This is a genomic window from Tepidibacter aestuarii (assembly GCF_934924865.1).
Taxonomy (GTDB): domain Bacteria; phylum Bacillota; class Clostridia; order Peptostreptococcales; family Peptostreptococcaceae; genus Tepidibacter_A; species Tepidibacter_A aestuarii.
In genome coordinates this window covers 1884658-1900460 of record NZ_OW235315.1, presented here as the reverse complement: position 1 = coordinate 1900460, position 15803 = coordinate 1884658, and the positions used below count along the sequence as shown (strand labels likewise).

General features: G+C 33.1%; 12 protein-coding genes. 10 read left to right on the top strand and 2 right to left on the bottom strand.

Annotated features, from left to right (window positions below):
* Positions 1 to 149 precede the first annotated feature (149 nt).
* Positions 150 to 1802, top strand: coding sequence for a hydroxylamine reductase (hcp, locus tag M2214_RS09425; protein WP_248476652.1), 1653 nt, complete (start codon positions 150 to 152; stop codon positions 1800 to 1802).
* A 155-nt stretch (positions 1803 to 1957) separates the two neighbouring features.
* Here the strand turns inward: hcp and M2214_RS09420 are convergent, their stop codons facing one another.
* A complete protein-coding gene (locus M2214_RS09420) occupies positions 1958 to 2425 on the bottom strand; it encodes a DUF441 domain-containing protein (RefSeq protein WP_248476650.1) in 468 nt (155 codons plus the stop codon).
* Positions 2426 to 2535: 110 nt separating this feature from the next.
* Positions 2536 to 3000, bottom strand: coding sequence for a nucleoside deaminase (locus tag M2214_RS09415; RefSeq protein ID WP_248476648.1), 465 nt, complete (start codon positions 2998 to 3000; stop codon positions 2536 to 2538).
* A 243-nt stretch (positions 3001 to 3243) separates the two neighbouring features.
* Between M2214_RS09415 and M2214_RS09410 the strand changes: the two genes are divergently transcribed.
* The 9 genes from M2214_RS09410 to xdh all read left to right on the top strand — a co-directional run bounded on the left by M2214_RS09410 (position 3244) and on the right by xdh (position 15796).
* Positions 3244 to 5385 (top strand): xanthine dehydrogenase family protein molybdopterin-binding subunit, encoded by a 2142-nt coding sequence (locus M2214_RS09410; RefSeq protein WP_248476640.1) that lies wholly within the window; start codon positions 3244 to 3246, stop codon positions 5383 to 5385.
* The gene (locus tag M2214_RS09405) at positions 5375 to 5851 is read left to right on the top strand and encodes a (2Fe-2S)-binding protein (RefSeq protein WP_248476637.1); all 477 of its coding nucleotides are present in this window, start codon (positions 5375 to 5377) and stop codon (positions 5849 to 5851) included. Before M2214_RS09410 ends, M2214_RS09405 begins: the two co-directional genes overlap by 11 nt.
* The gene (locus M2214_RS09400; protein WP_248476636.1) at positions 5845 to 6744 is read left to right on the top strand and encodes an FAD binding domain-containing protein; all 900 of its coding nucleotides are present in this window, start codon (positions 5845 to 5847) and stop codon (positions 6742 to 6744) included. Before M2214_RS09405 ends, M2214_RS09400 begins: the two co-directional genes overlap by 7 nt.
* Positions 6745 to 6750: 6 nt before the next feature.
* On the top strand, positions 6751 to 7962 hold the full coding sequence (locus M2214_RS09395) for a YgeY family selenium metabolism-linked hydrolase (RefSeq protein ID WP_248476635.1): 1212 nt from the start codon (positions 6751 to 6753) through the stop codon (positions 7960 to 7962).
* Positions 7963 to 7986: 24 nt separating this feature from the next.
* Positions 7987 to 8970 (top strand): ornithine carbamoyltransferase, encoded by a 984-nt coding sequence (locus M2214_RS09390; protein ID WP_248476634.1) that lies wholly within the window; start codon positions 7987 to 7989, stop codon positions 8968 to 8970.
* Positions 8971 to 9349: 379 nt separating this feature from the next.
* Positions 9350 to 10678: a putative aminohydrolase SsnA gene (gene ssnA, locus M2214_RS09385; RefSeq protein WP_248476633.1), complete on the top strand. Its 1329-nt coding sequence runs from the start codon at positions 9350 to 9352 to the stop codon at positions 10676 to 10678.
* A gap of 41 nt (positions 10679 to 10719) precedes the next feature.
* Positions 10720 to 11808, top strand: a complete 1089-nt coding sequence (locus tag M2214_RS09380) for a 4Fe-4S binding protein (protein WP_248476632.1) — start codon at positions 10720 to 10722, stop codon at positions 11806 to 11808.
* Between the two features lie 30 nt (positions 11809 to 11838).
* On the top strand, positions 11839 to 13233 hold the full coding sequence (hydA, locus tag M2214_RS09375) for a dihydropyrimidinase (protein WP_248476630.1): 1395 nt from the start codon (positions 11839 to 11841) through the stop codon (positions 13231 to 13233).
* Position 13234: 1 nt separating this feature from the next.
* Positions 13235 to 15796, top strand: coding sequence for a selenium-dependent xanthine dehydrogenase (xdh, locus tag M2214_RS09370; RefSeq protein ID WP_248476622.1), 2562 nt, complete (start codon positions 13235 to 13237; stop codon positions 15794 to 15796).
* The last annotated feature ends 7 nt before the right edge of the window (positions 15797 to 15803 follow it).

The window sequence follows — 15803 nt, the reverse complement described above, 5'->3', positions numbered from 1 at the left end:
AGTGGAATTATTATATCTATATTAGGCAATAATAGTGAAGACACTGTGTTTTAGTTAAATATGAAGTTGAAGAAAGGCTAAATATTAAATTATGCACATAGTATATTATTAGAAAAAAATAAGAAATATTCTAAAGAGGTGAAGAAAAAATGGAAAATGCAATGTTTTGTTATCAGTGTGAACAAACAATGGGAGGAAAAGGTTGTACAAAAAGTGGAGTATGTGGTAAAACACCAGAAATAGCCAATTTACAAGATCTACTAATATACCAATTAAAAGGTATATCATGTTATGCAAAGCCTTTGATTGAAGAGGGGCAGATTATTGATAAAGAGATTGTGAAATTTGTAGAGAATGGATTATTTACTACATTGACTAATGTAAATTTTGATGCAGAGGTTCATGTAAAGTTATTAAAAGAATCACAAAAAATAAAAGAAGGTCTAAGAAGTAAAGCACCTATTGGACAATACCCTGATCCAGCTACATATGATCTTAGTGACACTAAGGAAGCAATGTTAAAGGACTCAGTAAAAGCTGGGATTATGTATGATCAGAATCTTGATGCTGATATTCGTTCTTTAAGATCTACTATACTTTATGGTTTAAAGGGTATGAGTGCTTATGGTCATCAAGCAAGATTTATAAATTATCACAGTGATCAAGTAGATCATTTTTATTTCTTAGGATTAGAAGCTACTACAGATGATAATTTAACTCTAGAAGATCTGATTCGAATGACAATGAGAACTGGAGAAATGAGTATAGAAGTAATGAGAATTTTAGATGAAGCAAATACTGAAACATATGAAAATCCATCTCCACACAAAGTTAATGTAAATATTAAAAAAGGACCATTCATAGTTGTATCAGGTCACGATTTAAGAGATTTAGAAATGTTACTTCAACAAACAGAAGGAAAAGGAATAAATATTTATACACATGGAGAAATGCTACCATCTCATGGATATCCATTATTAAAGAAATATAAACATTTAGTAGGTAACTACGGTTCAGCGTGGCAAAATCAGCAGAAGGAATTCGATGATATACCTGGATGTATTTTAATGACTACTAACTGCTTAATGAGACCAAGAGGATCATATAAAGACAGAATATTTACTACTAATGTTGTAGGTTGGGATGGCCTTAAGAATATTAAAGTTAATGAAGATGGTACAAAAGATTTTAGTGAAATAATAAATAAAGCATTAGAATTAGGTGGATTTAAAGAAGATGAAGAAGAAAAGGAAATTTTGGTAGGATTTGGACATCATGAAACATTATCTCATGCTGAAACTATAGTAAACGCAGTAAAGGAAGGAAAGATAAAACATTTCTTCGTAATAGGTGGATGCGATGGAGCGAAGCCAGGAAGAAATTATTATACTGAATTTGCTCAACAGGTTCCTAAAGATTGTGTAATTCTAACATTAGCTTGTGGTAAGTATAGATTTAATAAATTGGACTTTGGAACAGTAGCAGGATTACCTAGATTATTAGATGTGGGACAGTGTAATGATGTATATTCGGCGGTTAGAATTGCTTCATCTCTTGCAGATGCATTTGACACAAATGTAAATGATTTACCACTTACTATAGTGCTTTCTTGGTATGAACAAAAGGCTGTTGCAGATCTTTTAGCATTATTATCTCTTGGAATAAATGGAATGTATCTAGGACCAAGTCTACCGGCCTTTATATCTCCTAATGTATTACAATATCTAGTGGATACTTTTAGTATAAAACCTATAAGTACTCCACATGATGATTTGAAGAACTCACTGCAACAACATTGTTAAAGAGACAAACTTTATATACAAATATTTGTGAATAATAATGAACTTTACGGCCCCCTTATTTTTTAGGGGGTTTAATATTTACTAAAATACATATTTTCTGAATTACACTATAGATTTTGTCATGGCTTTTACTTAATACAAATTATTTAAACGATTTATGGTAATAATTTTTGTATAAATGTAAATAAGTTATATATAATTAATGTTACACCTGCTGATACTAAAGGGCCAATGGGTATACCTTTAAATAAAACTATACCTAAAATAGATCCCAAAACTATAGGTATTACAATTGATGGGCTTGATATTAGTAGTTCATATCCTTGACCGGTAAACATCATAATTAGTGAACTTGCAACTATTGCTGATATTCCCAGAGGAGATTTTATAGAGACCAATATATCTTTTAGTGAGTATTTATCTGCTGCAATTGGAGTAAGAATCCCTATTGTTAAAACTATTATACCTATCTTTAGACCATTAGCTTCTAATTTAGGGAAAATTGAATTTAGTTTTAATAGTTTTAATAAAATTAGTATTGAAGCTGAAATTGATAATGAATCATTTTTTATGAACAAACTCAAAGTTAAAATAATAAGTAATATGATATAGCTTTGGTCCATTTTTATCACCTCATAAGTTTTCTTCAAGTAAAAAAGTATTTATTTTTTTATGTATGTGGGTATACCAAAGACTAACGGGTAAATTCCTGTTAGCCTTATTTTATTCCTATTTAATATTGTACTCTATCTATTTTTAGCTCCCATTCTTTAAAAGGTTCAAGACACAAATTCCTGTAAGTTTGTGTTACTTGAACCTTTTTGTTTTTTTCAGTTCCATTAATAACATCATAAATATATTGATCATCGAATCCTATTTTTGCGGCATCTTCTCTTGTACAACCATAATATAGTTTTGTTATTTTTGCCCAATGAATTGCTGCAAAACACATAGGACATGGTTCACAAGAAGAATAAATTTCACAATCCGATAGATCAAATCTACCTAAAATATTTGAAGCTCGCCTTATTGCAACTATTTCAGCATGGGACGTAGGATCATTTGTCTTAATCACCTCGTTATGAGCTTTTGCGATAATTTCTCCATTCCTTACAATAACTGCGCCAAATGGCCCGCCATCATTATTTTTAATTCCAGAAAAAGCTTCTTCAATAGCTATTGACATAAAGTCATACATCTTTTTATATCCTCCTTTATAAAAATATCATTCATGAACTGGTCTTCTTAGTAAACACTTTTTTTGCAAGTGACTGTTATATAAAAATAGTATATGAACCAAATATGCTAATGATGAAAAGTAAGTTAAATAAATTTATAGAACAAGGTATATAATAGTCAAAATTTTATTATATATTAAAAAGATGTTTTTATGGGAATAGAAGGAAATATAAAATTTGTTCAGAAGGGGGTTTTGGAATGTATGGTTGAAGAAATAAGCAAATCTATTAAGCGATTTGATACCGGGCCTAAAATTAGAGGAGATGCAGAATATCTTTGCGATATGGATTTTGAAGATTTAGTATATGCAAAAACTTTAAGGTCTTCAAGGCCTAGAGCTAAAATCCTTTCTATAGAAATTCCAGATTTACCTAAAGGATATTATATTGTAGACAAAAATGATGTTTTAGGCAGAAATAGAGTAAAAACTGTATTTGACGATCAACCTTTCTTTGCGGAAGATGTAGTGAATTATGTTGGAGAACCAATCCTTTTAGTAGTAGGCCCAAAGAAAGATGTAATTCTTAATATTATTTCAGAAATTAAGGTGATATATGAAGATATTGATCCTATTTTAAGTATAGAAGATGCAGAAAATGAAGTTAAAAAACCTATATTTCAAAATCAAAAATGCTTTGTAGATTACGAATATAAAAAAGGAAATATAGATGAAATTATTAAGGAATCCATAAATTTTATTGAAGGTGAATACAAAACTGGATATCAAGAGCATGCATACTTAGAAACTCAAGGTATGATCGGAATATATGAAAATGAAAAGGTAACGATTTATGGATCAATGCAGTGTCCTTATTATGTTAAAGATGCAGTTGTTCAAGGACTTGGTTGGGATGAAAAGAGAGTACGGGTTATACAAAGTACAACAGGAGGGGCATTTGGAGGAAAGGAAGAGTATACGTCTCTTATTGGAGGGCATGTAGCTATAGCTGCTGTGAAAGTAAAAAGACCAGTAAAATTATTACTTGATAGATCAGAAGATATTGAATGTACAACAAAAAGACATCCTTCAATAATAAAAATAAAGACGTATTTTGATTCAAATAACATAATTATTGCAAGGGATATTGATATAAAAATAGATGCTGGAGCCTATGCAGGACTTTCTAGTATTGTTTTGCAAAGAGAGATGTTTTCAGTTACTGGTGTTTATAATATACAGAATTTAAGGGTTAGAGGAAGAGCTTTTGCAACTAATAATGTTGTATCAGGGGCATTTAGGGGATTTGGTGGTCCGCAGGCTATCTTTGCTATGGAAATACATATGGAAAATATAGCAGACCAATTGGATATAGATTCGATAGAGTTAAAAAAGAAGTACCTTTTGAAAAGAGGAGATACTTCTTCTACACAAGGTTTATTTCAATATGATATCAAACTGGATGAAATAATTAGCGAAATCGAAAAGATTTCAGACTATACAAAAAAACGTAAAAAAAACGAAAAAAATCCAGATAAATTAAAAGGTATTGGATGTTCTTTATTTTTTCATGGATGTGGATTTACTGGAAATGGGGAACAAGAGATTATAAAAGCTAAAATAAAATTAAAAAAATATTTAAATGAAAAGGTTGAGATTTTTGTTTCTAATGTAGAAATGGGCCAGGGAGCCAGCACTACATTAAAAAAAATAGTTTCACATGCACTTGAAATACCTATAGAACATATTATTTTTAAAAATCCTGATACGGACAATGTACCTGATTCCGGACCAACAGCTGCTTCTAGAACTATTATAATTGTTGGAAAGCTTTTAGAAGATGGAGCAAGGGAAATGAAAGAGCAATGGAATCAATTCTCAGAAATTGAAATAAAAAAGACATATAAATATCCTGAAAATATGAAATGGGATGCAGAAAAATTAGAAGGGAATGCGTATGAAGCATATTCTTGGGGAGCAAATGTTGTGGAAGTTGAAATTGATCCTATTACGTATGAAATAACGACCACAGGAATATGGGCTGTATATGATATAGGAAAGGCTATAGATGAACAAATAGTACAAGGGCAGATTGAAGGAGGAATAATACAAGGACTTGGATATGGAACAATTGAAGTAATGGATATCAAAGATGGAAAGCTTCTACAAAAAAGTATGACAGACTATATTATTCCAACATCAAAAGATTTCCCAAATATAAAGATTAAGTTAATAGACAATCCATATGAACATGGACCATTTGGATCAAAGGGACTTGGAGAACTGACATTTGTAGGTGCTCCGGCTGCAATTGCCTTAGCAGTACAAAATGCTATTGGTATTCCAATAAAGAAAATACCAATAACACCAGAATATTTAATGGAGTTGATGAAAAATGGAAAGTAATATTAGTTTTACTTTAAATGGGAAAGAGGTTGTGATAAAAACAGATCCACTAAGAAGACTTGTGGATATATTAAGAGAAGATTTTAAGCTAAAGGGAACAAAGGAGGGCTGTGGAGAGGGAGAATGTGGAGCATGTGCAATTATCATTGACGACAAACTTATAAATTCATGTCTTATCCCAATAGGAACAATAGAGGGAAGTAATATCACGACTATGGAAGGATATAGAGAAACGGAAAGATTTAAGGTTTTACAAGAGTCTTTTGAAAAGGCAGGTTCAGTTCAGTGTGGATTTTGTACGCCAGGAATGATTATGGCTACGGAAGCGCTCTTAAGAAAAAATCCAAAACCAAACGAAGAAGAAATAAGAGATGCTCTTTCAGGTAATTTATGTAGATGTACAGGATATAACATGATTATTGAGGGAGTTAAAACTGCTATAAAGATAGGTGAGGGATTATGGTAAATAGCTATAGAGCTCAAAGCCTTAGGGAAGCATTAGAGATTAGACAAAGCAAAAAAGTAATACTACTTGCTGGGGGAACGGATCTTATGGTAAAAAGGAAAAACTGGTCTGGAGTTTCTCCGAAGTTTGAACAAGATGTACTTTTTATTGGGCATTTAAAGGAACTAAAAAGAATAGAAATAGACAAAAATTATTTAAAAATAGGATCAAATTGTACCCTTGTAGAAATGGCTGAAAGTGAAATTATGCCAGAATATATAAAGAATATACTATTAAACATGGCATCACCTGCAATAAGGAATATAGCAACCATTGGAGGTAATATTTGTAATGCCTCCCCTGCAGCAGACATGCTACCTATCTTGTATGCTATGAATGCCAAGTTGATATTAAAAAACATAGATATGGAAAGACAACTAAATATTGAAGATTTTATATATGCACCAGGAAAAAATCATTTAAAAGAAAATGAACTATTAAAAGAAATAATCATTCCACTTGATCATTTTGATATAGTGTTTCATAAAAAGGTGGGAACAAGAAAAGCAACTTCCCTTTCAAAAGCTTCTTTTATTGGACTTGCAAATATAGAAAATAAGAACATTAAAGATATTAGAATAGCTTTTGGATCTGTAGCACCAACTGTTATTAGAGATAGAGAAATAGAAAATAACTTAAAGGGATTAGACCAAAAAGGAATTGAAAAAAATCTTTTAAATATAAAAGATATGTATTCAAAATCAATAACACCTATAGATGATCAAAGGTCAGGAAAGGAATATAGAAAACACGTTTCATTGGAATTAGTAGAAAATTTCTTGTTGAATGAGATAAAATGGGGGGCACTACAGTCAGTGCGTAGAAACTATACGAATTTTATTATAAAGGAGTAGAGAAAAATGAATATCCAATTCAATAAAGTACTTGAAAAAGCACAAGAGTACAAAGATAATATTTCAAAATTTCTTAGAGATATGATAGCTATTCCCAGTGAAAGCTGTAGAGAAAAAGAAGTTATTTTAAGAATAAAAGAAGAAATGGAAAAAGTAGGTTTTGATAAAGTTGAAATCGACCCAATGGGTAACATATTAGGATATATTGGTCATGGTAAACACATAATTGCTATGGATGCCCATATTGATACTGTTGGTGTAGGTGATTCTAGTCTTTGGGAATATGAGCCGTATAAAGGATATGAAGATGATGAAATTATTATTGGTAGAGGCGCTAGTGATCAAGAAGGCGGAATGGCTTCCATGGTATATGCTGGCAAAATCATTAAAGACCTGGGACTAGAAGATGATTATACATTAATCATTACTGGTACAGTTCAAGAAGAAGATTGTGATGGACTTTGCTGGCAATACCTTATAAATGAAAGTGGAATTAAACCTGAATTTGTAGTAATTACTGAACCTACTTCTTTAAATGTTTATAGAGGGCAAAGAGGTAGAATGGAAATAAAAGTGACTACGAAAGGTTTAAGCTGTCACGGCTCAGCTCCAGAAAGAGGGGAAAACGCCATTTACAAGATGGCTCCAATCTTAAATCAATTAAAGGCATTACATGAAAATCTATACGTAGATGAATTTTTAGGAAAAGGGAGTTTAACTGTTTCAGAAGTATTCTTCACATCACCATCAAGATGCGCTGTTGCAGATAGCTGTACTATTTCAATAGATAGAAGGTTAACTTGGGGTGAAACTTGGGAAGGTGCTTTACAAGAAATTAGAAACTTACCTGGAGTGAAATCAGTTAATGCAGAAGTTTCAATGTATAACTATGAAAAACCTGCTTACACTGGCCTTGTCTACCCAACAGAATGTTACTTTCCAGCTTGGGTTGTAGAAGAAGAACATGGAGCATGTCAAACAGTGGTTAAGGCATATGAAGAATTATTTAATAATAAGCCTTTAGTAGACAAATGGACTTTTTCAACAAATGGTGTTTCTATAATGGGCAGATATGGAATTTCATGTATTGGATTTGGGCCAGGGCATGAAGATCAAGCCCATGCTCCAAATGAAAGAACTTGGAAAGATGAATTAGTTAAATGTGCAGCTATGTATGCTGTTATTCCAAAAATCTATGTTAATAAATACGCTAAATAATCAAAAAAGAAAGGAGAAATTTTAATGCAAACTATATTTAGGGGAAAGCATTTCATAACTTTACAAGAATGGAGTAAAGAAGAAATAGACACCTTATTAGATGTATCATATGATCTTAAGAGAAAATTTGCTATGGGGCTTGATACTTCATATTTAAAAAATAAAACAGCTTTTTTAATGTTTTTTGAACAATCAACAAGAACTAGAAATTCAATGGAAGCAGGTATAGCTCAATTAGGGGGACACGGTAATTTTCTTGATACAAGTACAATGCAAATTTCACACGGGGAAGTTGGTAAAGACACAGCTGTCATTCTTTCAAGATTTGGCCATGGGATAGCATGTAGAAACTGCGTATGGGAAGTTGGTAACAAATATTTAAGCGAAATGGCTAAATGGTCAACTGTTCCAGTAATGAACTTACAATGTGACTTGTATCATCCAATGCAAGGTATTGCTGATTTAATGACTATTCAAGAAAAAGTAGGAGATATGAAAAGACTTAAAGTTTCAATTATCTGGGCTTATGCAACTAGTCATAAAAAGCCTATTTCAGTTCCTGCTACTCAAGCATTGCTATTCCCGAGATACGGTATGGATGTAACCCTTGCATATCCAGAAGGATATGACTTACCAGATTGGGTTATCAAACAAGCTAAAGAAAATGCTGAAAAACATGGTGGTTCATTTAGAATCACACATAATATGGAAGAAGCTTATAAAGATGCTCATGTTGTTATTCCTAAGAACTGGGGTAGTTGGGTAAATAATAAGAGTGATAAAGTTGTGGATGATCTATTAGAATCATATAGGAATTGGAAATGTACAGAAAAAATCATGTCTACAGCTGATAAGAATGTAATGTATATGCATGCATTACCTGCTGATAGAGGAAATGAAGTAGAAGATTCAGTTATAGATGGATCTCATTCTATAGTTTATGATGAAGCAGAAAATAGATTACATACAGCTAAGGCAGTAATGACTCTAACGATGGGTGGTAAATAAAAAAGAAGATAATGCAATTAAAAGTTAAAAAAATTAAATCATGTTTATCCATTCTAATGATGATTGGATAAATATGATTTATAATATTTTCTTTCAGCTTTATCTTGTAAATACCATATTTGTAAGGATTAATTTAATACTCTACTCTATAGGAAATTATATGATTCTCAAGTTATGGATAGTATTGCTGAAAGTACTGCAGCATCAACTATTTTAAGCAACAGAGTCGTGAGGCTTGTTGTCGTTATGAACTCATGTGAATTTTGAGAACGGAGCCCGTAGGACTCGTTGGAAACATGAACTATGCGGTAGTATAAAGCGAATTTTTTATATAAAAGACATGAGGAATTTTAATAAAAATATAGAGGGACTGATGCAAATGTTACTTGTAGGAAATGGGAAAGTCATAACTCAGGATAAAGATATGCCTTACATAGAAAATGGCTGCATTGCAGTAAAAGACAATGTAATCATAGAAATAGGAAAAACAGAGGATATAAAAACAAAATATCATTATAGAGAGTTTTTAGATGCAAAAGGGAAGGTTATAATGCCTGGCATGGTAAATACCCATCACCATATATATAGTGCTTTTGCAAGAGGTATGCCCTCAAAAAGTTCAGTACCTAAGAATTTTACACAAATATTAGAGGGACTATGGTGGAAAATAGACAAAGCCCTTAATTTAGAAGATGTAAAATATAGCGCTTATACTACTTATATAGATTGTATAAAAAATGGTACTACCACTATATTTGATCATCATGCAAGTCAAGGAGCTGTCAGAGAGAGTTTATTTACTATAGGTGAGGTTTCAAAGGAACTAGGAGTTAGAAGTTGCCTTTGTTATGAGGTATCTGATAGAGATGGAAAAGATGTTATGGAGGATGCAGTAAGTGAAAATATAGAATTTATGAAGAAGGCAAATAGTCTTGAGGATGACATGCTAAGGGGTATGTTTGGACTTCATGCATCATTTACCTTATCTGATGAAACTCTTTATAAATGTGTAGAAGAAAAATCTAATATAAATGGAGGTTTTCATATTCATACAGCTGAAGGCATAGATGACTTATATGACTCACTAAAAAAATATGGGAAGAGGGTAGTAAAAAGGCTTATGGATTTTAATATCCTTGGAGAAAAAACTATAGCTGTTCATTGTATACATGTGAATGATGGAGAGATTGAACTATTAAAGGAGACTAAGACAAATGTAGTACATAATCCTGAATCTAATATGGGAAATGCAGTAGGCTGTTCACCTGTCATTGAAATGATAAAGAGAGGCGTATTATTAGGACTGGGAACTGATGGATATACAAGTGACATGTTTGAATCATTGAAGGTAGGAAACATAATACATAAGCACAATCTTTGTAATCCAAGTGTAGCTTGGACAGAAATGCCACAGATGTTATTTGAAAATAATAGGAAGATATCATCTGAGTACTTTAACAAACCTGTTGGCGTATTAAAGGAAGGAGCACATGGGGATATAATTATTGTTGATTATAATCCTCTAACAATTATGAATGAAAATAACTATGATGCTCATATATTGTTTGGCATGTCAGGAAGAAATGTAGAAACAACTATTATTAATGGGAAAGTAGTTATGAAGGATAGAAAATTAGTAGATATAGATGAAGAAAAAATCTATGAAAAATCTAGAGAGTTATCATCAAAACTTTGGGATAGAATTTAAAGCTATAAACTATGAAAATAATAAATAAGGGGGATTTGTTTATGGCAAACCTAAGTGTAAATATATGTGGTTTAGAATTTCCTAATCCTATAATGACAGCAGCAGGACCTGGAGCTAAAGATGCCAAAATGTGTATAGCTGCTGCAAAAGGAGGAGCAGGGGGGATAGTAACAAAGACAATATCCTTAAATCCTGCATACGTTCCTCGTCCATGTATGGCAAGAACAAATAGTGGATTTTTAAATACAGAGCTTTGGTCAGAAATTCCAAAGGAACAATGGATAGAGAAGGAATATAAAAAAGCTAAGGAAGCTGGACTACCTCTTATAATAGGAATGGGATATACAAAAGATCAAATAAAAGAACTTGCACCTCTTGTTAAACCATATGCTGATGCAGTAGAGCTTTCTACTCACTATGTAGGAACAGATGTAACTCCTATAGTTGAAGCTCTAAAGGCTGCTAAAGATGTTTTAGATGTTCCCGTAATGATGAAAATGAGTCCACATACGGATATTCAAACTATAGCTAAAGCAGTTGAAAATGCAGGAGCAGATGCATTAGTAATGATAAATTCTTTTGGTCCATGTATGGCAATAGATGTTAATACAGGATATCCAATAATGGGAAGTAAAACAGGTTATGGATGGCTTTCAGGGGCACCTATTCGTCCGCTTGCAGTAAGATGTATTTATGAAGCTTCAAAGGTAGTGAATATTCCAATTATTGGAGTTGGTGGAGTAACATGTGGTAAAGATGCAGCTGAACTTATGATGGCAGGGGCTTGTGGAATACAAGTATGTACAGAAGCAATTCTAAAAGGACCAGATATTTACCGCAAAATTTCCAAAGAATTAAATGAATTTTTAAATGAAAAAGGATATAAAGATGTAAATGAGATTGTAGGATTAGCAATAAAAAAATCTAACCATAGAGAATTTAGAACACATTCTATGCCACCAGTAGTAGAGCATGAAAAATGTACCAAGTGTGGTCAATGTAGAATAAGTTGCGTGTATGATGCAATCACAATAGATGATAGATTGAACATAGATGAAAGTAAATGCTTTGGATGTGGATTATGTGTAACAAAATGTCCAAAGAATGCTCTTAGAATATCATATATTTAGTTGAGTATATTAGAGAAAGGAGACTTCCTTATGGCTATAGTTATTAAAGGGGGAAAAATAGTAACTGCAGAAGATATGTATGATTCTGATGTACGTATTGAAGAGGGAAAAATAGTTGCCATAGGAAACAATATAGAATGTGATGATGATGAGGTATTAAAAGTATATGGATGTTATGTTTTGCCTGGAGCTATAGATACTCATACTCATTTTGATTTGGAAGTAGGAAATACTGTAACAGCAGATGACTTCGAAAGTGGTACAAAGGCTGCTATTGTAGGTGGAACCACTACAGTACTAGACTTTGCCACACAAAATAAAGGGAACAGCCTAAAAAGTGTTTTGAAAAATTGGAATAAGAAGGCTGAAGGAAAAGCGTTTTGTGACTATGGTTTCCATATGGCCATAACTGATTGGAATAAAGATATTTCTAAAGAAATGGAAGAAATGATAAAAGTAGGTATTACTTCGTTTAAGATGTATATGGCCTATAAAGGTAGTCTTCAAGTAGATGACGGCACCATATTTAAGGCACTTAAAAGAAGTAATGAGGTTGGGGCACTCATAGGATTTCATTGTGAAAACGGAGATATAATAGATGTCTTAGTGAAAGAAGAAAGGGAAAAAGGTCATCTTTCTCCTGCTTATCACCCAATAACAAGACCTAAAGAGATGGAAAGAGAAGCTATAAGAAGACTTTTATCAATAGCAAAAGTAGCTAACGCTCCCGTTTATATCGTTCATTTAAGTAGTAAAGAGGGCTTAGATGCAATCGTTGAAGCTAAAAACAAAGGGCAAGAGATATATGTAGAAACTTGCCCTCAATATTTGTTTTTAGATGATAGGTGTTATGGAAATAAAGATAGTAAAGATTTCGAAGGAGCAAAATTTGTAATTTCACCACCTCTAAGAAAAGAAGAAGATAAAGAAGGCCTTTGGAATGGGATTAGAAATAGTTATATAAGTACAGTTGGAACAGATCATTGCTCTTTTAATTACAAAGGACAAAAGGATATAGGGATAAATGACTTTAGCAAAATACCAAATGGAGCGCCTGGTGTAGAACATAGACTTTCACTTATGTATACCTATGGAGTACTCACTGGTAAGATAAGTATCAACCAAATGATAGCACTAACATCTACTAATCCAGCTAAAATTTTCGGAATATTCCCTGAAAAGGGCACCGTTGCAGTGGGCAGTGATGCAGATATAGTAATTTGGAATCCAGAGCCAAGGGAAATAATTACTGCAAAGAATCAAATACAAAAGGTTGATTATACTCCATATGAAGGATACGAAATAAAGGGAAAGGTTCAGCATGTATTTTTAAGAGGAAATCATATAGTTAAGGATTCGAAATTAGTGGAAAAAGAAGCAATAGGAAAATATATACATAGAAAGCACCTAAAGAGGGGGGACTAAAGTGTATGGATTTATAGTAAATGGCAAAAGTGTAAATACAAAAGAAGATAAAAGTTTACTTGAATACTTAAGAGAAGATCTAGGGCTTATATCTGTAAAAGATGGATGTTCGGAAGGTACTTGTGGCACTTGCACTATACTGGTTGATGGAAAGAAAATCAAATCTTGCATTTTAAAAACGAGTAAAGTTGTTGGAAAAGAAATAACAACTGTAGAGGGTCTCTCAGATAAGGAAAGGGATGTATATACTTTTGTATTCGCAGAAGCAGGAGCAGTGCAGTGCGGCTTTTGTATACCTGGTATGGTTATAAGTGCAAAATCACTTTTGGATAATAACTTAAATCCTACAGAGGAAGAAATAAAAAAAGCAATAAAGGGAAATGTATGTAGATGCACTGGATACATAAAAATAGTAAAAGCTATCCAAATGGCTGCAAAACTCTTTAGAGAAAAAACTGAGGTTCTAAAGATTGAATGTAAAGGTTTTGTAGGGGAAAAAATGCATAGAACAGATGCCAAGAATAAAGTACTTGGTACAGGTCAGTATGTTGATGATATGTATATAAATGAAATGCTTTATGGTTCGGCAGTTAGGTCAAAGTATCCAAGAGCATTGGTTAAAAAAATAGATACTTTAGATGCTAAAAAACATCCAGGAGTTGTTGCCGTACTTACTGCAAAGGATATTCCAGGAAAAAGATATATTGGTCATTTAGTAAAAGACTGGCCAGCTATGATAGAAGAAGGAGAAGAAACAAAATATGTAGGAGATGCTATAGCATTAGTGGCAGCTACAAGTAAAAAGGCTTTAAAAGAAGGTCTAAATCTTGTAAAGGTAGAATATGAAGAGCTAGAACCCCTTACTTCACCAGAAATGGCAATGAAAAAAGGTGCTCCAAAGATTCATAAAAATGGAAATATATTGAGAAAGGAAGTATTAAAGAGAGGAAATGCTAACGAAGCAATAGAAAATTCAAAATATGTAGTAACAAGTAAATATTCAACTCCTTTCACGGAGCATGCATTCCTTGAACCGGAATGTGCAATTGGTATGCCTGATGGAGAAGACGGCATATTATTATATACAGGAGCACAAGGAATATACGATGAACAAAGAGAGGTGTCAGAATTACTAAGTATTCCAAAGGAAAAGGTTAGAGTAATCAGTAAGCTGGTTGGCGGTGCATTTGGTGGGAAAGAAGACATGAGTGTTCAGCACCATGCAGCATTGCTAGCATGGAATACAAAGAAACCTGTAAAAGTGAAACTTTCTCGGAAAGAAAGTATTATGATTCATCCAAAGAGGCATGCAATGGAAATGGAATTTACAACTGCATGTGATGAAAATGGAAAGCTTACTGCGATGAAAGCAGAGATCATAGCTGATACAGGAGCATATACATCATTGGGTGGGCCTGTTCTTCAAAGGGCATGTACCCATGCTGCAGGGCCTTACAACTATCAAAATGTAGATATTGAAGGTATAGCAGTATATACAAACAATCCTCCAGGAGGGGCATTTAGAGGATTTGGCGTCACCCAATCAGCTTTTGCCACAGAAAGTAACTTGAATTTTTTAGCTAAAAAAGTAGGTATATCTTCATGGGAGATTAGATATAGAAATTCCATAAGACCAGGAGAGATACTTCCAAATGGTCAGGTAGCAGACGAAGGAACTGCAATGGAAGAAACATTACTAGCAGTAAAAGAAGAATATGAAAAGCATCCTTATACAGGTATAGCATGTGCATTTAAAAACAGTGGCCTTGGTGTAGGTGTTCCTGATATAGGAAGATGTAGATTAACAGTTTTAGGTGGAAAAGTTTACATAAGAACCAGTGCTGCTTGTATGGGGCAAGGACTGGCAACTGTAACCACTCAAATTGTGTGTGAAACAACTAAGTTGTCACCAAACTTAGTGGTTGCTGATGCTCCAGATACAGCTAAAACTCCAAACTCTGGAACATCTACTGCTTCAAGACAAACCCTATTCACAGGAGAAGCCACAAGAAGAGCTGCATTAAAATTAAAAGAATTATTAGATACAGGGAAGACCTTGATAGACCTAGAAGAACAAGATTTCTATGCCGAATACGAAGGTATAACAGACCCAATGGGTTCACATAAACCAAATCCTGTAAGTCATATAGCTTATGGATATGCTACACATGTTGTCGTATTAGACGACAATGGAAAACTTCAAAAAGTAATAGGAGCTCATGATATTGGAAAAGCTATAAATCCTATAAATGTTGAAGGTCAAATTGAAGGTGGTGTGGTAATGGGATTGGGTTACGCTTTAACAGAAGATTATCCGCTGAATAAAGGTGTTCCAACAGCTAAATTTGGAACTTTAGGATTATTTAGAGTCACAGAGGTTCCTAAAATAAAGAGTATAATTGTAGAGAAGAACCAAAGCCCCTTAGCATATGGAGCAAAGGGTATTGGTGAAATAGCCACAATTCCTACAGCTCCTGCAGTACAAGGAGCTTACTATGAGCTAGATGGAAAACATAGAACAAAACTTCCACTGGAAGATACGCCATATAGCAGAAAGAAATAAATAAATA